Origin of the sequence: Chitinophaga sp. W3I9, assembly GCF_050434025.1 — a bacterium.
In the GTDB taxonomy this organism is placed as follows: domain Bacteria; phylum Bacteroidota; class Bacteroidia; order Chitinophagales; family Chitinophagaceae; genus Chitinophaga.
On sequence record NZ_JBNPWC010000001.1, the window covers coordinates 7,499,291 to 7,518,577 of the forward strand.

29 protein-coding genes are annotated in these 19,287 nt (G+C 44.2%); 2 read left to right on the top strand and 27 right to left on the bottom strand.

Annotation, left to right across the window (positions count from 1 at the left end; genetic code table 11):
* Window positions 1–138: 138 nt before the first annotated feature.
* The 22 genes from secY to rpsJ all read right to left on the bottom strand — a co-directional run bounded on the left by secY (window position 139) and on the right by rpsJ (window position 12,211).
* Window positions 139–1,482 carry a preprotein translocase subunit SecY gene (gene secY / locus QFZ51_RS30425; protein ID WP_079470755.1) on the bottom strand — a complete coding sequence of 448 codons (1,344 nt, stop codon included), beginning with the start codon at window positions 1,480–1,482 and terminating at the stop codon, window positions 139–141.
* Between the two features lie 78 nt (window positions 1,483–1,560).
* Entirely contained in the window at window positions 1,561–2,007 is a 447-nt protein-coding gene (gene rplO, locus QFZ51_RS30430) for a 50S ribosomal protein L15 (RefSeq protein ID WP_429051242.1), read from the bottom strand.
* A 121-nt stretch (window positions 2,008–2,128) separates the two neighbouring features.
* Window positions 2,129–2,314: a 50S ribosomal protein L30 gene (gene rpmD, locus QFZ51_RS30435; protein ID WP_079470757.1), complete on the bottom strand. Its 186-nt coding sequence runs from the start codon at window positions 2,312–2,314 to the stop codon at window positions 2,129–2,131.
* A gap of 92 nt (window positions 2,315–2,406) precedes the next feature.
* Complete coding sequence (rpsE, locus tag QFZ51_RS30440) at window positions 2,407–2,925, bottom strand: 30S ribosomal protein S5 (protein ID WP_079470758.1); 519 nt, start codon at window positions 2,923–2,925, stop codon at window positions 2,407–2,409.
* Between the two features lie 51 nt (window positions 2,926–2,976).
* Window positions 2,977–3,330: a 50S ribosomal protein L18 gene (gene rplR, locus QFZ51_RS30445; RefSeq protein ID WP_370912470.1), complete on the bottom strand. Its 354-nt coding sequence runs from the start codon at window positions 3,328–3,330 to the stop codon at window positions 2,977–2,979.
* Window positions 3,331–3,420: 90 nt separating this feature from the next.
* Window positions 3,421–3,975: a 50S ribosomal protein L6 gene (gene rplF / locus QFZ51_RS30450; protein ID WP_079470760.1), complete on the bottom strand. Its 555-nt coding sequence runs from the start codon at window positions 3,973–3,975 to the stop codon at window positions 3,421–3,423.
* Window positions 3,976–4,100: 125 nt separating this feature from the next.
* Window positions 4,101–4,499: a 30S ribosomal protein S8 gene (gene rpsH / locus QFZ51_RS30455; protein WP_089903208.1), complete on the bottom strand. Its 399-nt coding sequence runs from the start codon at window positions 4,497–4,499 to the stop codon at window positions 4,101–4,103.
* A 115-nt stretch (window positions 4,500–4,614) separates the two neighbouring features.
* On the bottom strand, window positions 4,615–4,884 hold the full coding sequence (gene rpsN, locus QFZ51_RS30460; RefSeq protein WP_079470762.1) for a 30S ribosomal protein S14: 270 nt from the start codon (window positions 4,882–4,884) through the stop codon (window positions 4,615–4,617).
* Between the two features lie 20 nt (window positions 4,885–4,904).
* Window positions 4,905–5,480 (bottom strand): 50S ribosomal protein L5, encoded by a 576-nt coding sequence (rplE, locus tag QFZ51_RS30465; RefSeq protein ID WP_079470763.1) that lies wholly within the window; start codon window positions 5,478–5,480, stop codon window positions 4,905–4,907.
* A complete protein-coding gene (rplX, locus tag QFZ51_RS30470; RefSeq protein WP_370912472.1) occupies window positions 5,480–5,818 on the bottom strand; it encodes a 50S ribosomal protein L24 in 339 nt (112 codons plus the stop codon). The genes rplE and rplX overlap by 1 nt, the downstream gene beginning before the upstream one ends.
* A 169-nt stretch (window positions 5,819–5,987) precedes the next feature.
* Entirely contained in the window at window positions 5,988–6,356 is a 369-nt protein-coding gene (rplN, locus tag QFZ51_RS30475; protein WP_079470765.1) for a 50S ribosomal protein L14, read from the bottom strand.
* Window positions 6,357–6,431: 75 nt separating this feature from the next.
* Entirely contained in the window at window positions 6,432–6,692 is a 261-nt protein-coding gene (gene rpsQ / locus QFZ51_RS30480; RefSeq protein WP_079470766.1) for a 30S ribosomal protein S17, read from the bottom strand.
* 91 nt (window positions 6,693–6,783) lie between these two features.
* The gene (gene rpmC, locus QFZ51_RS30485) at window positions 6,784–6,984 is read right to left on the bottom strand and encodes a 50S ribosomal protein L29 (RefSeq protein WP_079470767.1); all 201 of its coding nucleotides are present in this window, start codon (window positions 6,982–6,984) and stop codon (window positions 6,784–6,786) included.
* Between the two features lie 69 nt (window positions 6,985–7,053).
* Window positions 7,054–7,473: a 50S ribosomal protein L16 gene (gene rplP / locus QFZ51_RS30490; RefSeq protein WP_106527847.1), complete on the bottom strand. Its 420-nt coding sequence runs from the start codon at window positions 7,471–7,473 to the stop codon at window positions 7,054–7,056.
* A 55-nt stretch (window positions 7,474–7,528) separates the two neighbouring features.
* On the bottom strand, window positions 7,529–8,320 hold the full coding sequence (rpsC, locus tag QFZ51_RS30495) for a 30S ribosomal protein S3 (protein ID WP_079470769.1): 792 nt from the start codon (window positions 8,318–8,320) through the stop codon (window positions 7,529–7,531).
* Between the two features lie 64 nt (window positions 8,321–8,384).
* Window positions 8,385–8,732 (bottom strand): 50S ribosomal protein L22, encoded by a 348-nt coding sequence (rplV, locus tag QFZ51_RS30500; RefSeq protein WP_079470770.1) that lies wholly within the window; start codon window positions 8,730–8,732, stop codon window positions 8,385–8,387.
* A 96-nt stretch (window positions 8,733–8,828) separates the two neighbouring features.
* Window positions 8,829–9,095: a 30S ribosomal protein S19 gene (gene rpsS, locus QFZ51_RS30505; RefSeq protein ID WP_079470771.1), complete on the bottom strand. Its 267-nt coding sequence runs from the start codon at window positions 9,093–9,095 to the stop codon at window positions 8,829–8,831.
* 68 nt (window positions 9,096–9,163) lie between these two features.
* Window positions 9,164–9,997 carry a 50S ribosomal protein L2 gene (gene rplB, locus QFZ51_RS30510; RefSeq protein ID WP_079470772.1) on the bottom strand — a complete coding sequence of 278 codons (834 nt, stop codon included), beginning with the start codon at window positions 9,995–9,997 and terminating at the stop codon, window positions 9,164–9,166.
* Between the two features lie 88 nt (window positions 9,998–10,085).
* Window positions 10,086–10,385, bottom strand: a complete 300-nt coding sequence (gene rplW / locus QFZ51_RS30515) for a 50S ribosomal protein L23 (RefSeq protein ID WP_079470773.1) — start codon at window positions 10,383–10,385, stop codon at window positions 10,086–10,088.
* A 63-nt stretch (window positions 10,386–10,448) separates the two neighbouring features.
* Window positions 10,449–11,093, bottom strand: a complete 645-nt coding sequence (rplD, locus tag QFZ51_RS30520; RefSeq protein WP_370912473.1) for a 50S ribosomal protein L4 — start codon at window positions 11,091–11,093, stop codon at window positions 10,449–10,451.
* 1 nt (window position 11,094) lies between these two features.
* On the bottom strand, window positions 11,095–11,712 hold the full coding sequence (gene rplC, locus QFZ51_RS30525; protein WP_079470775.1) for a 50S ribosomal protein L3: 618 nt from the start codon (window positions 11,710–11,712) through the stop codon (window positions 11,095–11,097).
* A 193-nt stretch (window positions 11,713–11,905) separates the two neighbouring features.
* Window positions 11,906–12,211 carry a 30S ribosomal protein S10 gene (gene rpsJ, locus QFZ51_RS30530; protein WP_012789286.1) on the bottom strand — a complete coding sequence of 102 codons (306 nt, stop codon included), beginning with the start codon at window positions 12,209–12,211 and terminating at the stop codon, window positions 11,906–11,908.
* A gap of 529 nt (window positions 12,212–12,740) precedes the next feature.
* Here rpsJ and QFZ51_RS30535 point away from each other — a divergent pair.
* Complete coding sequence (locus QFZ51_RS30535; RefSeq protein WP_429051250.1) at window positions 12,741–12,941, top strand: hypothetical protein; 201 nt, start codon at window positions 12,741–12,743, stop codon at window positions 12,939–12,941.
* 198 nt (window positions 12,942–13,139) lie between these two features.
* A complete protein-coding gene (locus QFZ51_RS30540; RefSeq protein WP_429051251.1) occupies window positions 13,140–13,421 on the top strand; it encodes a hypothetical protein in 282 nt (93 codons plus the stop codon).
* Window positions 13,422–13,959: 538 nt separating this feature from the next.
* Here QFZ51_RS30540 and QFZ51_RS30545 read toward each other — a convergent pair.
* The 5 genes from QFZ51_RS30545 to fusA all read right to left on the bottom strand — a co-directional run bounded on the left by QFZ51_RS30545 (window position 13,960) and on the right by fusA (window position 19,231).
* The gene (locus QFZ51_RS30545; protein WP_429051253.1) at window positions 13,960–14,094 is read right to left on the bottom strand and encodes a hypothetical protein; all 135 of its coding nucleotides are present in this window, start codon (window positions 14,092–14,094) and stop codon (window positions 13,960–13,962) included.
* A gap of 170 nt (window positions 14,095–14,264) precedes the next feature.
* The gene (locus tag QFZ51_RS30550; protein WP_370912475.1) at window positions 14,265–14,861 is read right to left on the bottom strand and encodes a hypothetical protein; all 597 of its coding nucleotides are present in this window, start codon (window positions 14,859–14,861) and stop codon (window positions 14,265–14,267) included.
* Between the two features lie 368 nt (window positions 14,862–15,229).
* On the bottom strand, window positions 15,230–16,006 hold the full coding sequence (locus QFZ51_RS30555) for a polysaccharide deacetylase family protein (protein ID WP_429051255.1): 777 nt from the start codon (window positions 16,004–16,006) through the stop codon (window positions 15,230–15,232).
* A gap of 6 nt (window positions 16,007–16,012) precedes the next feature.
* Window positions 16,013–16,795, bottom strand: coding sequence for a glycosyltransferase (locus QFZ51_RS30560; protein WP_429051257.1), 783 nt, complete (start codon window positions 16,793–16,795; stop codon window positions 16,013–16,015).
* Between the two features lie 291 nt (window positions 16,796–17,086).
* Window positions 17,087–19,231 (bottom strand): elongation factor G, encoded by a 2,145-nt coding sequence (gene fusA, locus QFZ51_RS30565; protein WP_370912478.1) that lies wholly within the window; start codon window positions 19,229–19,231, stop codon window positions 17,087–17,089.
* Between the last annotated feature and the right edge of the window lie 56 nt (window positions 19,232–19,287).

Here is a 19,287-nt window from a genome sequence, read left to right on the forward strand (position 1 = left end):
TCAGCATCAGCTTTCTGCGTATGCTTTTAACTGAAGCTAAGGACTAACTGTTCTTTATTCAAAAATAATATAGCCACCAAAGCGGGAAAGCTTCTGTGGCTATTTTATTGTTCTTGTAACACTTTTGTGTTCAATTACTTATGCGTTAGCCGGGGCAGTTCTGCCTTTGATACGGCCGGTGCTCATCAGTCCATCGTAATGGCGCATCAGGAGCTGGCTTTCAATTTGTTGCAGTGTATCCAGGATAACTCCCACCATGATCAGCAGGGATGTACCTCCGAAGAAAGTAGCAAAGTTGCTGTTCACTTTAAAGGCGGCAGCCAGGCCGGGCATGATACCCACTATTGCCAGGAAAAATGCGCCGGGCAAAGTGATACGGTCCATTACCGCACCGATGTAATCAGCGGTTGCTTTACCTGGTTTGATACCCGGGATGAATCCGTTATTACGTTTCATTTCATCCGCCATTTGGGTTGGATTGAAAATGAGCGCAGTATAGAAGTAGGTGAATACAATAACGAGCACCGCGTAAATGAGGTTGTACCAGCCGTTCGTGTGATCACTGAAGATGCGGATAAAGCCGGACGCACTTTCTGAGGAAGTGGCAAAGCCTATGGCAGTTGCAGGGATGAACATGATCGCCTGGGCGAAGATGATAGGCATTACACCGGCAGCATTCACTTTCAGGGGAATGAACTGGCGTACACCACCATATTGTTTGTTACCTACGATACGTTTAGCGTAATTCACCGGTATTTTCCTGGTACCCTGAACGAGCAGGATGAGGCCCACGGTGATTAAGATAAAGATGGCAATTTCAATGAGGAACAGGATCGGTCCACCCGCTTCACCTGCAACTTTACTGGAAAATTCTGCGACTAAAGCCTGTGGCAAACGGGCAAGGATACCCATCATGATGATGATGGAGGTACCGTTACCAATTCCTTTGTCTGTGATCTTTTCACCGAGCCACATTACAAACAGGGTACCTGCAGTAAGTAAAACGGTAGTAGAGAGCCAGAAGAAAAAGGTGCCATATTCGGCAATAATAGCGCCACCTGACTGATTACGCAGATAAGCAACGTAAGCACTCGCCTGGAAACCTGTTACGATAACTGTGAGGTAACGGGTGAACTGGTTAATTTTTTTGCGGCCGCTTTCACCTTCTTTCTGCATTTTCTGGAATTGCGGAACAGCTATAGTTAATAACTGGATGGCAATGGACGCAGAGATGTAGGGCATAATACCCAATGCAAATATGGAGGCCCTTGAAAACGATCCGCCGGCAAACATGTTAACCAAACCCAGGATACCCTGATTAGAATTTTTCTCAAAGTCGGTGAGCGCATTTGCATCAATGCCGGGCAAAGCGATATAGGATCCTACGCGGTAGATGAGGACCAGGAGCAGGGTGGTCAGGATGCGGTTACGCAAATCCTCAATACTCCAGATATTCTTAATCGTTTCGATAAATTTCTTCACAGGAAGATAAAGGTTTAATAGCGCTATTAAATATGAAAAGACGCACTACTCCGTAGGCGTCTCCTCAGTCGTAAAGTCTTATACCAGTTCTACTGATCCACCTGCTGTTTCGATGGCCTGTTTAGCTTTTTCGCTGATAGCGTTAACTTTAACAGTCACCTTTGTTTTGAGTTCGCCGGTAGCGAGAATCTTAACTTTAGCTGTTCTGTTAATCAGACCGTTCATGAACAAGGTTTCCAGATTAAACTCCTGGAGGCCATATTTCTCAACTAATTGATCCAGCTGACCCAGGTTGAAGATTTTGTATTCTTCACGGTTATTATTTTTGAAACCGCGTTTTGGCATACGGCGTTGGATTGGCATCTGGCCACCTTCGAAGCCTCTTTTGCTCGCGTAACCAGCACGTTGCTGGATACCTTTGTTACCTTTTGTAGAGGTACCACCTTTACCGGAAGCCTCACCACGTCCAAGACGTTTTTCTTTATGTACAGCGCCTTGTGCAGGCTGTAATGAATGCAGATTCATAATTAATTGTTTTTACTTGCGCGGAAATTAACCGCTCGCTTTTATTCTAAAATAAAAATGGTAAAGTCACAAATGTAAAGGTAAGATTATCAACAGACAATCCCACAGCAGTGTTACTTAATTAAGCGTTAACTGTTTCTACCGTTACAAGGTGATTAACTTTACGGACCATACCCAGGATCTGAGGAGTTGCTTCTACTTCAACAGTAGCGTGCATTTTAGTCAGGCCCAGTGCCTTCAAGGTCAGTTTCTGCCTTTCCGGACGGTCTATACCACTTTTCACTTGAGTGATCTTAATCTTTGCCATAAACCCCTATCCGCTAAAAGCGGAGTAATTTAATTGTTAATGAATTATTTTCAAAATTTTCCGGAGGTACCCAGCTTTTCAGCGGGTATAAATCAACCGTTGAAAACTTTCTTCAGGGAAACGCCTCTTGTTTTGGCGATGCTGATTGGTTCGCGTAACATGCCTAAAGCTTTGAAGGTAGCTTTTACCACGTTGTGTGGATTAGCGGAACCCAGAGATTTAGCAAGTACGTCGGTTACACCAACGCTTTCCAGTACTGCACGCATGGAACCTCCTGCGATCACACCGGTACCGTGAGCGGCTGGTTTGATCAACACTTTGGCGGCGCCTTCTTTAGCAAACTGATCGTGAGGAATGGTACCGTGCATAACAGGAACCTTGATCAGGTTCTTCTTAGCATCGTCTATACCTTTGGTGATAGCCTGCTGTACTTCTTTGGCTTTACCAAGACCGTGACCAACAACACCGTTTTCGTTACCTACAACTACCAGTGCGGAGAAACTGAATGTACGACCGCCTTTAGTGGTTTTAGTAACACGGTTGATCGCCACTACTTTTTCTTTCAGCTCCAGATCACCAGCCTTTACTTTATTGAATGAATTCTTTGCCATTTTATTTTATAAGAATTACTTGTTCAGAATTATAAGATTCGGACTTCGTGATTAAAACTGAAGACCGCCTTCTCTTGCTCCGTCAGCTACGCTTTTCACGCGGCCATGATATAAATAACCACTTCTGTCGAAAACGCAGGTGGTGAGACCCAGTGCCAGTGCCTTAACAGCCAGCGCTTTACCTACCAGTACAGATTTTTCGCTTTTGTTACCTGCCTGTGCTTTGATATCCTTATCACGGGAAGAAGCGGAAGCCAGGGTAGTGCCATTGGTATCGTCGATCAACTGCACATAGATATCGCTGTTGCTGCGAAATACAGATAATCTTGGTTGCTGTGCAGTACCGGAAATTTTCTTACGGATGCGGTAGCGGATTTTCTGTCTCCTGTTAACTTTTGTGCTCATTTTGAGTTTTATTTTATTACCCCGATGCTGCCGGGGTATCTGTTAAAATCAGCTAACCAGCTATAGTAGCTGATTAGCCAATTAAATATTTTACTTACCGGCTGATTTACCAGCTTTCTTACGTACCACTTCATCGCTGTAGCGAACACCTTTACCTTTGTATGGTTCTGGTTTACGCAGACCGCGGATCTTAGCGGCTACCTGACCCAGCAATTGATTATCGATACCTTCCAGCATGATCTTAGGGTTCTGACCTTTTTCAGTCAGGGTAGCTACCTTCAGTTCTTTCGGAATTTCGAAAACGATATTGTGAGAGTAACCTAAAGCGAGATCCAGTAACTGACCGTTGTTTGCTGCTTTATAACCAACACCCACCAGTTCCAGTTGTTTTTTGAATCCTTCAGTAACACCCTGAACCATGTTAGCCAGTAAAGCGCGGTATAAACCGTGGAGTGCTTTATGACGGATCTGTTCAGTTGGGCGGATTACTGTTAAAACGCCGTCCTTCACCTCAATCTTCATTTCCCTGTCGATGTTCTTTTTCAGTTCACCTTTAGGGCCTTTTACGGTTACTTCATTGGAAGGGGAAACAGTAACTGTAACTCCGCTAGCCAATTTGATAGGACTTTTACCTATACGAGACATAACTTTAATTTAAAGTTGTTTGATATTGATGTACCGGTTATCCGTGTTCAGCGCCGTATAGAGAGCTTAATTGTCAGATAACTTAAGTGAATGACTGATTGGGTAACAACCAGTCATTCAATATATTAATAGATGAAGCAAACTACTTCGCCACCTACATTTTGAGCTTTTGCTTCCTTATCGGTCATTACACCTTTGGAAGTAGAGATAATCGCTACGCCTAAACCGTTCTTCACGCGCTTAAACTCTTCTGGTTTAGCGTACTGACGCAGACCTGGGCGGCTGATGCGTTGTAATTCCTTGATAGCGGGTTCTTTAGAGATCGGATCGTACTTCAAAGCGATTTTGATTACGCCTTGTTTAGTATCTTCTTCAAATTTGTACTTCAGGATATAACCTTTGTCGTACAGAATTTCTGTAATGCGTTTTTTCAGCTTGGAAGCCGGAATTTCCACAATCCTGTGGGTGGCCATTTGCGCGTTCCGGATACGTGTCAGGAAGTCTGCTATTGGATCAGTAACCATTGTTGTAATAGTTTGATAAATGTTTACAATGCGATATCCAATCGTAATAAGATGGGAATCAAATAACTTTTTCGGGATTTACACCTCCGGTAGGCCGGAAGATAAACACCTTGAATTACCAGCTGGCTTTTCTAACGCCAGGGATTTTACCTGCGAGAGCCAGGTCACGGAACATGTTCCTGCAGAGGCCGAAGTGACGCATGTATCCTTTAGGACGACCGGTCAGCTGGCATCTGTTGTGCAGACGAACAGGGGAAGCATTTTTTGGAAGTTGATCCAGTGCAGCGTAGTCACCGGCAGCTTTCAGGGCAGCGCGTTTTTCTGCGAACTTAGCTACCATAGCTTCTCTTTTCCTTTGTCTGGCTTTTACGGATTCTTTTGCCATAATTATATTATCGTTTCGATTTACTGATTATCTTTTTTCATACCCTTGAACGGCATACCCATTTCCTTCAGGAGCTCGTAAGCTTCTTCGTTGGTGTTTGCAGTGGTAACGAAGGTGATATCCATACCGGACATTTTCGTTACTTTATCGATATCGATTTCAGGGAAGATGATTTGTTCGGTGATACCCATAGTGTAGTTACCACGACCGTCAAAAGCTTTTTCGTTCACACCTTTGAAGTCACGTACACGTGGGAGGGATACAGCGATCAAACGATCCAGGAAGTCGTACATATTAGTGCTGCGTAAAGTTACACGTGCACCGATAGGCATGTTCTTTCTGAGTTTGAAGTTGGAGATATCCTTTTTAGACATGGTAGCGATAGCTTTCTGACCAGCGATGCGGGTCATTTCGTCTACTGCGATGTCTACCAGTTTCTTATCACCTACTGCACCATTGATACCCTGGTTCAGGCAAATTTTTACCAGGCGAGGAACCTGCATAACACTTTTGTAGTTGAATTTCTTCATCAGTGCAGATTTAACTTCCTCGTGGTATTTAGTCTGCAGTCTCGGAGTATATTTTGTGTTTGACATTATTTAATTTCCTCCCCTGATTTTTTAGCGATACGAATTAATTTACCGTTTTCTCTCTGCCTGTTAACCCTGGTAGGTTTACCAGTTTTAGCATCCCACAGCATTACATTAGAGATGGCGATAGGAGCTTCCTGCTTAACAATACCACCTTTGGTATTCTGGGCAGTTGGCTTCGTGTGCTTGGTAATAATGTTAACGCCTTCTACAAGAATGCGGGCTTTCTCAGGATTCACTTCCAGCACTTTACGCGCTTTGGTTCTATCCTTGTCATCACCGGCAATTACCGCAACCAGGTCGCCTTTCTTAATGTTAAATTTAGGCTTAAATCTAGTTTTCATTACTTTGATTTATTTATAAACGCCAAGCGAAACAATAGTTTCGCTTGATTAATGTTTTTTCTCGTTTTGCAAACGGGCTGCAAAGATAAGAAATATTTTCGGATTTCGGGATTTTGGCTTTTTTTGATAAAAATCATAAAAATTCCAAAATCCCTGTACCGCTATATCTTTATAATACCTCAGGAGCGAGGGAGATAATTTTCATATAACCCTTGTCTCTCAGCTCACGTGCAACCGGACCGAAAATACGGGTACCGCGAGGTTCGTCTGAGTTATTGAGCAGTACAACCGCGTTATCATCGAAACGGATATAAGAACCATCTTTACGACGTAATTTGTTCTTAGTTCTTACGATTACAGCTTTGGTCACCATACCTTTCTTCACACCGCCACCTGGCATTGCGTCCTTAACGGTTACTACAATTTTATCGCCTACGCCAGCGTAGTCCTGACCGGAGTTACCTAATACGCGGATGCACAATACTTCTTTGGCACCGCTGTTATCAGCTACACTCAGTCTTGATTCTTGTTGTATCATCGAAATGAGATTTGATATTGTTTAGTCAGCGGCTGGCACCGGGGTTGCCGGCAGCAGCTTGAAACAAATAAATAATTATTTTACTTTAGCGATTACTTCTACCAGTCTCCAGCATTTGTTCTTGCTCAGAGGGCGTGTTTCCGCGATTTTCACGGTATCGCCGATGCTGCACTCGTTTTTATCGTCGTGCGCCATGAACTTGGTAGTTTTTTTCACGAATTTACCATAGATCGGGTGCTTTACCTTACGCTCCACCTTAACGGTAATGGTTTTATCCATTTTGTTGCTGGCAACCACACCAATCCTGGTTTTTCTTAATTTTCTTTCGGTCGTCATTGTTGAAAGTATTTAACCCTCCGTGAGGAGGTCATAAATTGTATTATACTAATGCTATGTCAGCAGTCCCGGTATCACCGGGACTGAAGAATCAGAAGCCCAGTTGTCTTTTACGCAGTTCGGTATTCATCCGAGCGATATCGCGTCTTACGGCGCGGATGCTCATTGGATTTTCGATTGGCGTAATTGCGTGACCAAAGGTCATTTTTTTCAAGCGGAGTTCTTCTGCAGAGATTTTCTCTTTCAGATCTTGTTCGCTCAGGCCTTTCAGTTCCAGCTTTTCTTTTGCCATTGTATTGAGTTTGATTCGGTTAGCTGCCGGGGCAGTGTTACCGGATTTTTAGTTATTGTGTACCTGTAATTAAGCTACGAAGTCGCGGCTGGTTACAAATTTTACTTTAATGGGCAGTTTCTGTGCTGCGAGTTCCATTGCTTCTTTTGCTACCTGTAAGGAAACGCCATCAGCTTCAAATAAAATTCTACCTGGCTTTACAACTGCTGCCCAATGGTCAGGAGCACCTTTACCTTTACCCATCCTCACTTCCAAAGGCTTAGCAGTGATAGGTTTGTCAGGGAATATGCGGATCCATACGTTACCTTCACGTTTCATGTGCCTTGTCAGCGCAACACGTGCAGCTTCGATCTGCCTGTCGGTGATCCACTTAGGTTCTAATGCTTTAAGACCGAAAGTACCAAAGGAGAGGGTAGCGCCTCTTTTAGCGTTCCCTTTGATGCGGCCTTTGTGCATCTTCCTGTGTTTCGTTCTTTTTGGCTGTAACATCGTCTATGTTGTTAATGTTAATAGTAATTGTTAATGTCTGCTTAACCGCCAGATACTATCTGCGGCCACCGCCACGGTGTTCTCCACCGCCTCTTCTTTCGCCACCACCGCGGTTATCTCTGCGTTCACCGTGATGTTCTCTTCTTTCGCCGCCATGACCAGTACCACGGTTATCACCTTCTTTACCGGTTAAAACGTTCGGGTTCAGATCGCGTTTACCCAGTACTTCACCTTTACAGATCCATACTTTGATACCGATTTTACCATAAACGGTTAAAGCGAACAGGGAAGCGTAATCGATGTCCATACGGAAAGTATGTAAAGGCACGCGACCTTGTTTCATTTCTTCGGAGCGGGCAATTTCAGCACCACCTAAACGGCCACTGATTTTAACCTTGATACCTTCAGCACCCATTCTCAGAGCGGTAGCAATCGCCATTTTGATAGCACGTTTGTAGTTGATACGGCTTTCAATCTGTTTTGCGATTGTTTCAGCAACGATGTTAGCATCCATTTCGGGACGACGGATCTCCAGGATGTTGATCTGTACATCTTCTTTGCCTGTCAGCTTCTTCAGCTCTTCCTTGATGCGATCAACTTCGTTACCGCCTTTACCAATGATGATACCAGGCTTAGAAGTATGAACAGTGATGATTAACTTACCTAAAGTTCTTTCGATCACAACTCTTGAGATGCCACCTTTGTTGATACGGGCATTCAGATAAGTTCTGATCTTGTTATCTTCGATCAGTTTAACAGCAAAGTCTTTTTTGCTGCCATACCAATTAGAGTCCCATCCTCTGATGATACCTAACCTGTTACCAATAGGATTTGTTTTCTGACCCATGTTCTGGTTATTTGTCTATTAGTTTAATAGTTTTGTTTCTATTTTGTTTCCGGTTTGCACTGAATTACTGTGCTTTACCGTCCACTACGATCGTTACGTGGTTACTTCTCTTGCGGATACGGTAACCCCTTCCCTGTGGAGCCGGGCGCATTCTTTTCAGGGTGCGGCCGCCATCAACAAAAACGGTTTTTACGATCAGGTTAGCATCTTCTACCCTTGCACCTTCGTTCTTCACTTTCCAGTTGGCGATAGCGGATATCAGCAACTTCTCTAAAGGTACGCTTGGGTGTTTCGGATGGAATTTCAAAATATTCAAAGCCTTTTCCACATCCAGACCACGGATTAAGTCCGCGAGCAAACGCATTTTGCGGGGAGATGTAGGATTATTATTCAGCTTAGCTACTGCTTCCATTGTTATTAATTTCTTTTATTATTTAATGTCTGACGTCTGGTGTTTGATGTTCCGGTTTGAAACGAATACTTCAAACCTCAAACCTCAGACTATAATTTACATTTTCTTGTTTACGTGTCCTCTGAAGTTACGTGTAGGTGCAAATTCGCCCAGTTTATGACCAACCATAAATTCCGTTACATAAACAGGAATAAATTTGTTGCCATTATGAACAGCGAAAGTGTGACCAACGAAATCAGGAGTGATAGTAGAACGACGGCTCCAGGTCTTGATAACAGAACGCTTGGTACCGGTATTCATCTTTTCAACTTTTGTTTCTAATTTCAGGTCTACGTAAGGACCTTTTTTTATGGAACGAGCCATGTCTTACTGATTTATGATTTTTCAAACCCGGGATCCGGTATTGCTACCGGAGCCCTGATTCAGAAATACTATAATTTTTTACCGTTTTTTCTGCTAATGATCAGCTTATCAGAACTCTTATGCGGTTTTCTGGTTTTCAGACCTTTCGCATATTTACCAGTTCTTGATCTTGGATGGCCTCCGGAAGATTTACCTTCACCACCACCCATTGGGTGATCCACAGGGTTCATAGCCACACCACGGTTGCGGGGGCGGATACCTCTCCAACGGTTAGCACCTGCTTTACCGATGGATTGCAGTGCGTGGTCGGAGTTAGAAACAGTACCTACGGTAGCTTTACAAGTATTTAATACTTTGCGGAGCTCGCCGGAAGGCATTTTCAGTACGGCATATTTTTCTTCCTTGTTGGACAGCTGTGCGTAAGCGCCGGCGCTTCTTGCGATTGCACCACCTTTACCAGGCTGCAGCTCGATGTTGTGCACAACAGTACCCAGTGGCATATTCTTCAGTGGTAAAGCGTTACCTACTTCAGGAGCTACATCGGAGCCGCTTATAACGGTACCACCAACCTGTAAGCCCTGTGGAGCAATGATATAACGTTTTTCACCGTCAGCATAGTTTACCAGTGCGATGAATGCGCTACGGTTAGGATCATATTCGATCGTTTTAACTGTAGCAGGTACATTCTCTTTATCACGTTTGAAATCAATTACACGGTATTGTTTCTTGTGACCACCACCTATGTAGCGCATGGACATTCTTCCCTGCGCATTTCTACCGCCGGTCCTTTTGATGGGCTCCAGCAGGCTTTTCTCAGGGGTATCCGATGTCAGCTCAGCGTAAGCGTTGCCTATTTTCCAGCGGGTACCGGCCGTCATTGGTTTGAACTTCTTCAGTGCCATTACTTCCTAAAAAGTTAAATGTTGTTATTAAATATAAATAGTGATCTGTATATACATCCACATCCCGGCTGTTCAGGCCGGAACGGCACTACATGTTAGCATACAGATCTATAGTTTCACCACTTGCAACGGTAATGATCGCCTTTTTGTAAGACGGTTTTTTACCTGCGATGAAACCGGCTTTAGTAAAGCGGAATTTTGCTTTACCTGGCATTACAGCAGTATTTACTTCTGCTACGGTTACGCCGTAAAATTCTTCTACTGCTTTCTTGATCTCCAGTTTGTTGGCTTTTTTGTCAACAATGAAGTAGTAGCGGTTGAATTTTTCGGTTGCTTTGTTAACCTTTTCGGATACCACCGGTTTGATTAAAACGTCAGAAAGTTTCATCTTCTTTATAGCATTAAGCTGTTGGCGTTAGCCGCAAGCTGTTATTTAATTGGTTTTGACATCCTATGCTTCCGCTTCTGCAGGCTCTTCAGTGAAGATCTTTGCAGCGCTTTCTGTGAACACGATATAATTGCTGTTCATGATGTCGTAAGTGTTTACGTCGCTCAGTACAGTACCGTCTACAGTAGGAATGTTTCTTAAAGACAGGTAAACATTGTCATTGTATTCAGGCGTGATGAACATAGTCTTTCTGCCTTCAACATTGATGTTCAGATTCTTCAGGAAGCCAACGAATTGTTTGGTTTTTGGTGTTTCGAGCTGCAGATCTTCAACAATGATGATGCTGTTTTCTTTAGCTTTTACTGACAGGGCGGAGATCTTTGCGAGATCTTTCACTTTTCTGTTCAGTTTGAAACCCCAACCGTGCGGTTTTGGTCCGAAGATGGTACCACCACCTTTATACAATGGGTTACGGATGTTACCTTTACGGGCGCCACCGGTACCTTTCTGTTTGTGCAGTTTGCGGGAAGCACCTTGTACTTCAGCTCTGGTTTTTACCTTGTGGGTACCCTGACGCTGAGCAGCCAGGTATTGCTTAACAGCCAGGTAGATTACGTGGTTGTTAGGCTCAACACCAAAGATCTCCTCAGGAAGATCAATAGTCCTTCCGGTTTTCTTACCTTCTATATTTAAAATATCGATTTGCATGTTACTTCTGGATTAAAACGATTGAACCAATGTGGCCGGGAACGGAACCACTTACCAGGATATAATTCTTTTCAGGGAATATTTTCACGATCTTCAGACCTTTCACTTTCACTCTTTCGTTACCTGTCTGGCCGGCCATACGCATACCCTTGAAAACGCGGGAAGGATAAGAGGATCCACCAACAGAACCAGGAGCCCTGCTTCTATCGTGCTGACCGTGGGTAGCTTCACCCACACCACTGAATCCGTGGCGTTTTACAACACCCTGGAAACCTTTACCTTTGGAAGTGCCTACAACGTCAATTGTTTCACCTTCTGCGAAGATTTCGCAGGTGATAGATTCACCGAGGGCTTTCTGTACGTCCGGGTTGCGGAGTTCTTTTACAAAACGTTTGGGAGAGGTGCTTGCTTTCGCGAAGTGACTGCTTTCTGCTTTAGTGGTGTGTTTTTCTTTCTTCTCACCGAAAGAAACCTGAATTGCATTGTAACCATCTGACTCCAGGGTTTTTACCTGAGTTACAACGTTGGGACCCGCTTCGATAATGGTAACAGCAGTTTGCTTACCATTAGACTCGAAGATACTGGTCATACCAATCTTTTTGCCAATAATACCTTTCATTTTTTATATGATTTTACCCAGCGCCTGGGGGATTTCGTGCTATCCCCAGGATGGGCGGTTTAAATACATTTATTGGGCGGCCGCCCAGAAGGCGCGACCTATGTTTGCTTGTTAAAATTGCTATCCTGCTGGTAATCAACATGATAACCATAAATCAATAAAAGGCCGGCCTTTCGCCCGCCTTGCTGTTGTCCTATGCTTTAATTTCAACTTCCACTCCGGAAGGCAGATCGAGCTTGCTCAGCGCGTCTACAGTTCTGGAAGAAGACGTGTAAATATCCAGTAAACGTTTGTGTGTACACAGTTGGAACTGCTCGCGCGCTTTCTTATTTACGTGCGGAGAACGTAATACTGTAAATATTTTCTTCTCGGTAGGTAAAGGAATTGGACCTGTTACCACGGCACCCGTGTTACGCACGGTTTTAACGATCTTCTCAGCAGACTTGTCTACCAGGTTATGATCGTAGGACTTCAGCTTGATTCTTATTCTCTGAGACATATGCAATGAACTTCTTCTTGTTTTTTCCCAATACAATTTGGGAGGGCAAAGGTAACCCGTTTTTTCTATTTGGCAAATAAATCTCAGGAAAAAATAAAAGAAACCGGGCAAGGGGCTGGCTCCGGCGGCGAAAGAGGTGCGGTAAAATTGCTGTTACCGGGGATGACGGCTTCAGAAACCATTCATTGTGTGTATGTTAAGCCTTAAGGTAACTTCACATGCCCCGTTTTGACAAATATAGGAAAACATATTTCAAAACCAAAAAAAGGAGAATTTCTTTACAATTTTTTTCCCGGGAGATGGAAAACGGAACGGATACCTCTCAACAGTATCCGGGAACGGGGAGCCGGGGAGCGTAAAGCGATATCAGGATTATTTCTTTCCCCTGTATAGCCCTGTCAGGACGGAATAGTGCATGGGGAGTGCATGCTTAGTGCATTAAGAGTGCATCAAGAGTGCATGAGGAGTGCATCAGGAGTCCATGCTAACAGTATTCATACTGCATAGATAGTCCAGGGTATACGCAGGTTTGAGGCATGGGAGAAATATCAGTAAGGTAACCGCTATCCTGGAACGCAACTTCCCCGGTGTAAGGATCAAAAATACCAGCAGCGCGGCTAACAGGTTCCATAAATCCTTACCTCAGGAGGAAGCGGAGCCATCCCTGCCAGATGGCAATAACCCAAAAGAGAAAGGGCTGTTCCCGCTTACCTGGAACAACCCTTTCTGAATAATTGAAATGGTTTGATGACTTGTTGGTCAATCGACCCAACAATGATTAGAGTGGTAAACCACCTAATAATGACTTAACTAATCCTAAGATTAATGCCAGCAGTTGATTCAGTAAATCCATGGAAAAAGGTTTTTATAAGATACTGCCTACTCTATTACCTGGTTTTCGGCGATGCCCAGTTGTTATTCAGTTAACATGTCTAAATTAAAAGCTCTCATTCAATATCCGGCCGTTCATTTTATTCATTCCAATCCAATCGCAATTATTTGTTCATTGAGCCACCATAGCCATGTTACGCGGATACTGCCAACAAAAAAAAGAGGCTGTTCTGGTATTGAACAGCCTCCGGATGATGTTGTAAGGGAAATAGTATCATTTAAGTACGGAACAATCCCTTACCGAAAGGAGTCCTTATTACAGGCCACCCAGCAGAGATTTCAGCAGGGCAACCAGCGTTGCCAGCAGTTGATTCAGTAAAGCCATAAGATAGTTTTTACTACGGGTGACACCTACTCTCTTTATTTGGTTTTCGGCAATCCCATGTACACTTCTTGTTTTAGTGCCTGCCGAAATTAACGGCTATTCACAGAATTCCGCTCGTTCATTTTGTTCAGTTCGGCGTCCTGATATTATACTGTTCAATAGGCCTCCATGGCTCATTTACATTAAAAGAAAAAGCCCCGGCAAAACATACCGGGGCTTTTTGTTCAGAAGTTGTTAAATCAGCTTCCTGTCTGAAGCGCGATTCGTGATTCACCGGTAATAAGCATTGTATTTACATTACGGAACCATATGCAGGTACTTTCATATGTTACAACCTCAGCCGGGGTTAGTGCTAACTAACAATACAGGTTAAATGCCGCCAAGCGCAGACACCAGCAGCGCCAGCAATCCTGTTAGAAATGTGTTTAAAGCATCAAGGATCATAAGGTGTTGTTTTCATTTGTGCCTACTCTTACTTGTGATTTTCGGCAATTTCCATTAATTAATATCCTTGTGTAACAAGGTGTAAAATTTACAGTGCGCCAGCAACGGTTGCCAGGAACTTCAGCACTGCCAGGAGAATAGAGTTTACCATATCCGGAGTTTTATGGATGTAATGCTTACTCTGTTCCGGGTTTTCAGCTTCCCCCCCTGTCTGCGTCTTCACAGACAACTACTAAAATAAATGGTTCCGGCTTAAAAGCCTCCGTTCAGTTAATTCATTCCTGCTTCTGCTGTTCATTTTATTCAGCGCCCTTAAAAGACAGGACTCCTTATAACAGCAGCGGCGGCAATAATCATTGCCGCCGCTGCTGTTGAATTGTATTATATACTAAATTATTTTCCTGTTTCTTCCCTGTAAATCTGTTTCGCCTTTGCTGAAGGCAGATAGATCTGGAAACCTACACCCAGATTCAGTCTGTTTGAAGTAGTAGAGCTGCCAAAACCTACTGTGAGATCGTATTTCAGCAATCCTTCCAAACCAATATTAGGGGTAATAAAATAGGAAATGCCAGGGCCTACACCTATATTAAGACCGTTAGTTGAAGCCCCGTTGGCAACATTGGTACCTGCAAAACCAACGTTTCCTTCCACGAAGAAACGGGTACGTTTGGAGAATTCCAGTTTCCTTACATTTTTATCCTCCACAAAATAACGGGCAAGTGCACCTACGCCGTAGTTTGTATTGGTACCCGGGTTGTCAGTTGTCAAACCAAAGTTTACGTAGCCTCCCAATGCAAGACCATCCCTGATAAACCAGGCCGCTTTTGGTGTGAGATCCATACTAAACTGGGTGCTTTCTTTCTGGAAATTTAAACCCAGGTTACCCAAGGTACCACCTACCATAATATTTCCTTTCTGAATCTGGGCGTTAGCAGCAGAACCAAACAATACAGCCGCAAGTGCAAGGGTTAAGAGACGAATTCTTTTCATAGTCTGATTTTTAGTTTTAACAATTTACATGTTGAATGAATAAGAAATTAGCACGCAAACGCTTTCCGTTTGCAACTAAGCTGCTGATCAGCCGTAAAAAAATAAAGGCAGGGGATAATGGGGAATAGTCTTACCTCGTCAAACAAACATCATCACAGTTAACAATACGTATTGTATCACAAAACTACTGAAAATGAGTCTAATATGTGCGCATCTTTCAAAAAAAATCTAAAAAAATACCTTATCAGATCCCTTCAGATATTATACTTATTCGATTCATTATTACTATAACATCCAGAACTTAAATGTTGTTGTATAAAAACCTGAATCAATAGAAAAGAAAAGGGAGATCATCCAGCCGTAGCCAGTCAGGACATGCCTTTCAGCAGATCGGCGTGTGTGCAGAAAGTTCCGTTTTGTTGCAGGAAATCAAGGAATAAATCCATCTTTTGCTGCATTCTTTTCCCGGATACACGCCTGATATAGCCAGGTAATTTATACGCATTGATGTCGCTCAGCTCCCAGGGATGGAAGTAAAAAGAAAGGTAGGAGTCCTTCTTCAAAATTCTTTTACTGAAATGCCGGGTTACCCACAGGGGCATATTTTTTACGCTCAGCCAGAACAGGGGATACCTGAGAAAAGGAGATACGGAAGATGGAATGATCCAGGTATCCTGGTCTTTGAACACGGTTCTCGGCAGATGCCGGTTATTGTATCTTCCGGGAAGCCAGGTGGGGTTTACCGAGGCATCATACAGGTAGCCGGCGGCTTTCAGCGCCTGCATATTTACTTTACGGAGGCGCGGCATGCGAAACCCCTGTACCGGCTGACTGCTGATTTCCTGCAGAGCCAGGCGGGAACTTTCCAGGTCCGCTTCTGTAAAAGAGCTATGATAATAGGCATGAGAGGCTATTTCATGCTTTACGGCCATTTGCCTGATCAGTTCAGGATAATGTTGTGCCCAATAAGCGGTAACGAAAAACGTAGCGCGTACATTGTATTTGTCAAATAAAGCCAGTGTGGCCTGCAACCCGCTCCTGGAAACTTCCAGTTTCTCCTGGAGGGTTACCTGCTGGCCGAATTCTTCGGGGATATCAAATTCCTCCACGTCCACACTAATCAGTATCCTGTTTCTTTGTTCCATAAAAATTTAAGCAGCCGATGAGCCGAAAACAATCCTGCAATAATTCATCATTTCTTTCATTAAAAGTTTCACCCTGAAAGATGAAAACTGGATGCCTGGCCGGCAAGATACTGCGACTGCGCCAATTTTGAGATGGGAACGTTTGCCTGCGTGGTATAAAAATTCGCTGTCGTACAGGAAGCCATTGATGCGGGTGGAGAGCAGGATATTCTTTCCATAGGCATTAAAGCCCTTTAAACCGGCCTGTGCGTCTTCTACTTTGAGGTCCAGCACTACCCGGTTCAACAGGCGGCTGATGCGGGTAATTATACGGCGTTTGCGGGGTAACTCACGGAGGTAGGCTTCTCCCCTTTCCCCGGCTACCACATCCAGGCCCTGCATTAGACGATCGTAGGCTTCTTTTACCGCCGATACGCCAAAGGGGAAATCGAGGTCCGTATACACCTGAAAAGTGTGTTGTGAGCGCTTCACGCCTTCCCTCACCGCGTATCCTTTACCGCGGTTACGGGAATAGCTGACGATAATGATGTCCGGGATAGCTGCCTCTAGCCAGCTGATATGCTGCCGGGTAAAGTTTTTTACAGAGCCGTCGTTCACCAGGATGAGCTGAACGGGTGCGGTTCCCATCAGGGTTGTTATTTCGTGGTAATGCCTGATAAGTGATTCCACCCAGGGGCCCGACGGGTTCCAGCAGGGCAGAATCAAGTCCAGACCGGGAGTTAACGTAACCATTTCCCCCGACGTATGTACCACAGTTGTAGGAGGTGCTTGTAATAACTCTAATGACATAATTCAAAGGCTATCAGTAAATAATACCGGTTGAGATGGTTTATATGCTATACCTATGACGTCGAAAGAGAAACCTCCCCCTATCACCGGGGTTTAAATAATAAAAAAGGTCCTGTAAAACAGGACCCTGGCAGTTAGCAAAAAGTAAATTGCAGTTGTAGGTTATTGTTATTGTAAAATATCGAATATTCTTGTCATGGCAATAGCATGTTCATGTCAGTTAGTGCTATAAAAGCAGAAAGGTTGTTCCGCTTTGGCAGAACAACCTTTCCGGTATAAAAGAAACTATGATTAAGCGTTTACTTTGCCTTTCACTTTAGCTACCACTTCTTCCGCTACGTTATTCGGAGCAGGAGCATAGTGGGAGAATTCCATGATAGAGCTTGCGCGGCCGGAAGACAGGGAACGCAGCTGAGTTACGTAACCGAACATTTCGCTCAGTGGCACTTTAGCTTTGATTACCTGAACACCATTTTTGGAGTCCATACCTTCCAGCATACCACGACGACGGTTCAGGTCACCTGTAACATCACCCATGTATTGATCCGGGGTAAGTACTTCTACTTTCATGATTGGCTCCAGCAATACTGGTTTAGCTTTGCGGGCAGCTTCGCGGAAAGCGGATTTAGCGCACAATTCAAATGACATCGCATCAGAATCCACCTGGTGGTAAGATCCGTCGAACAGACGAACTCTGAGGTTCACCAGCGGGAAGTTAGCGAGTACACCCTGATTGAGGGATTGTTCGAAACCTTTCTGAACTGCAGGGATGAATTCTTTAGGGATGGAACCACCAAAGATATCATTGATGAACTGGAAGGATTTACCTTCGTTTTCTTTCAGCCATTCTGCGTCTGCAGGTCCGATTTCGATCTGGATATCTGCGAACTTACCACGACCACCGGTTTGTTTCTTGAATACCTCACGGTGTTCAACTTTGGTAGTCAGTGCTTCTTTGTAAGCAACTTGCGGCGCACCCTGGTTAACTTCTACCTTGAATTCGCGACGCATACGGTCAACGATGATTTCGAGGTGAAGCTCACCCATACCGGAGAGGATAGTCTGACCGGTTTCTTCGTCAGTTTTAGCTCTCAGGGTAGGATCTTCTTCTACCAGTTTGGAGATAGCCAGACCCATTTTATCAACGTCTGCCTGAGTTTTAGGCTCGATAGCGATGTGGATAACCGGTTCAGGGAAAGTCATTGATTCCAGGATAATCGGTGATTTTTCATCACACAGGGTATCACCGGTTTTGATATCTTTAAAACCAACAGCAGCACCGATATCACCAGCTTCGATGAAATCGATCGGGTTCTGCTTGTTAGCGTGCATCTGCATGATACGGCTGATACGTTCGTTTTTGCCGGTACGGGTATTGAGTACATAAGAACCCGCATCCAGGTGACCGGAATAAACCCGGAAGAACGCCAGACGACCTACGAAAGGATCGGTTGCGATTTTGAAAGCCAGTGCAGACAGCGGAGCTTTAGCATCTGGTTTACGTTCAACTTCTTCACCGGTGTCAGGGTTGGTACCTTTAACCGCTTCAACGTCCATTGGAGAAGGCAGGTAACGGCAAACCGCATCCAGCATTTTCTGAACGCCTTTGTTTTTGAAAGAGGAACCGCACATCATCGGGATGATAGCGATATCGATCGTAGCTTTACGGATAGCTTCGTGGATCTCGTCTTCAGAAATTGAATTCGGATCTTCGAAGAATTTCTCCATCAGTTTGTCATCGTATTCAGCAACTGCTTCCACGAGTTTAGCTCTCCACTCTTCTGCTTCAGCTACCATGTCTTCCGGAATAGGAATTTCCTGGTAAGTAGCACCTTTACCTTCTTCGTCCCAGATAATACCTTTCATGGTAATCAGATCTACCACACCTTTGAAGCTGTCTTCAGCTCCGATTGGCAATGTTAAAGGTACAGGGTTAGCACCCAGCATTTCTTTAACCTGTTTAACCACGTTCAGGAAATCTGCGCCGGAACGGTCCATTTTATTAACGAAACCGATACGCGGTACACGGTAGCGGTTAGCCTGGCGCCAAACGGTTTCAGACTGAGGTTCAACACCGGATACAGCGCAGAACAATGCCACCAGACCATCCAGTACACGGAGGGAACGTTCTACCTCTACGGTAAAGTCCACGTGACCCGGGGTATCGATGATATTGAATTTATATTGTTTGGTATCAGGTAAGGCTTTACCTTGTAAGGTTGGAAAATTCCAGAAACAAGTGGTTGCCGCAGATGTGATGGTAATACCTCTCTCCTGCTCCTGTGCCATCCAGTCCATTGTAGCAGCACCCTCGTGCACTTCTCCAATTTTGTGGGATTTACCTGTATAATACAGGATACGTTCTGTGGTAGTGGTTTTACCCGCATCGATGTGCGCCGCAATACCAAAGTTCCTTTGAAATTTTAAGTCTGCCATAATATTAAAGTGACTAAATAATGCAATTTGGGGGGCAAAGGTAACTTATTTTTGAC

Excerpts from the sequence above, each read along its gene's own strand:
- rpmC (WP_079470767.1), bottom strand. The coding sequence starts at position 6,984 with ATGGCAAAAGAAAAGCTGGAACTGAAAGGCCTGAGCGAACAAGATCTG.
- rplX (WP_370912472.1), bottom strand. The coding sequence starts at position 5,818 with ATGAAAACTAGATTTAAGCCTAAATTTAACATTAAGAAAGGCGACCTG.
- rplR (WP_370912470.1), bottom strand. The coding sequence starts at position 3,330 with ATGAGCACAAAAGTTAACAGGAGACAGAAAATCCGCTACCGCATCCGT.
- rpsQ (WP_079470766.1), bottom strand. The coding sequence starts at position 6,692 with ATGACGACCGAAAGAAAATTAAGAAAAACCAGGATTGGTGTGGTTGCC.
- rpsJ (WP_012789286.1), bottom strand. The coding sequence starts at position 12,211 with ATGTCTCAGAGAATAAGAATCAAGCTGAAGTCCTACGATCATAACCTG.
- QFZ51_RS30555 (WP_429051255.1), bottom strand. The coding sequence starts at position 16,006 with ATGGAACAAAGAAACAGGATACTGATTAGTGTGGACGTGGAGGAATTT.
- QFZ51_RS30550 (WP_370912475.1), bottom strand. The coding sequence starts at position 14,861 with ATGAAAAGAATTCGTCTCTTAACCCTTGCACTTGCGGCTGTATTGTTT.
- rplF (WP_079470760.1), bottom strand. The coding sequence starts at position 3,975 with ATGTCTCGTATAGGTAAAAGTCCTATCAAATTGGCTAGCGGAGTTACA.
- rpsN (WP_079470762.1), bottom strand. The coding sequence starts at position 4,884 with ATGGCAAAAGAATCCGTAAAAGCCAGACAAAGGAAAAGAGAAGCTATG.
- rpmD (WP_079470757.1), bottom strand. The coding sequence starts at position 2,314 with ATGGCAAAGATTAAGATCACTCAAGTGAAAAGTGGTATAGACCGTCCG.
- QFZ51_RS30540 (WP_429051251.1), top strand. The coding sequence starts at position 13,140 with ATGTCTAAATTAAAAGCTCTCATTCAATATCCGGCCGTTCATTTTATT.
- QFZ51_RS30560 (WP_429051257.1), bottom strand. The coding sequence starts at position 16,795 with ATGTCATTAGAGTTATTACAAGCACCTCCTACAACTGTGGTACATACG.
- rplE (WP_079470763.1), bottom strand. The coding sequence starts at position 5,480 with ATGTCAAACACAAAATATACTCCGAGACTGCAGACTAAATACCACGAG.
- rplP (WP_106527847.1), bottom strand. The coding sequence starts at position 7,473 with ATGTTACAGCCAAAAAGAACGAAACACAGGAAGATGCACAAAGGCCGC.
- rpsC (WP_079470769.1), bottom strand. The coding sequence starts at position 8,320 with ATGGGTCAGAAAACAAATCCTATTGGTAACAGGTTAGGTATCATCAGA.
- rplN (WP_079470765.1), bottom strand. The coding sequence starts at position 6,356 with ATGATACAACAAGAATCAAGACTGAGTGTAGCTGATAACAGCGGTGCC.
- rplO (WP_429051242.1), bottom strand. The coding sequence starts at position 2,007 with ATGAATCTGCATTCATTACAGCCTGCACAAGGCGCTGTACATAAAGAA.
- rpsH (WP_089903208.1), bottom strand. The coding sequence starts at position 4,499 with ATGGTTACTGATCCAATAGCAGACTTCCTGACACGTATCCGGAACGCG.
- rpsE (WP_079470758.1), bottom strand. The coding sequence starts at position 2,925 with ATGGCAAAGAATTCATTCAATAAAGTAAAGGCTGGTGATCTGGAGCTG.
- rplW (WP_079470773.1), bottom strand. The coding sequence starts at position 10,385 with ATGAAACTTTCTGACGTTTTAATCAAACCGGTGGTATCCGAAAAGGTT.
- rplD (WP_370912473.1), bottom strand. The coding sequence starts at position 11,093 with ATGCAAATCGATATTTTAAATATAGAAGGTAAGAAAACCGGAAGGACT.
- fusA (WP_370912478.1), bottom strand. The coding sequence starts at position 19,231 with ATGGCAGACTTAAAATTTCAAAGGAACTTTGGTATTGCGGCGCACATC.
- rplB (WP_079470772.1), bottom strand. The coding sequence starts at position 9,997 with ATGGCACTGAAGAAGTTCAAACCAATGACGGCCGGTACCCGCTGGAAA.
- rplC (WP_079470775.1), bottom strand. The coding sequence starts at position 11,712 with ATGAAAGGTATTATTGGCAAAAAGATTGGTATGACCAGTATCTTCGAG.
- rpsS (WP_079470771.1), bottom strand. The coding sequence starts at position 9,095 with ATGGCTCGTTCCATAAAAAAAGGTCCTTACGTAGACCTGAAATTAGAA.
- rplV (WP_079470770.1), bottom strand. The coding sequence starts at position 8,732 with ATGGAAGCAGTAGCTAAGCTGAATAATAATCCTACATCTCCCCGCAAA.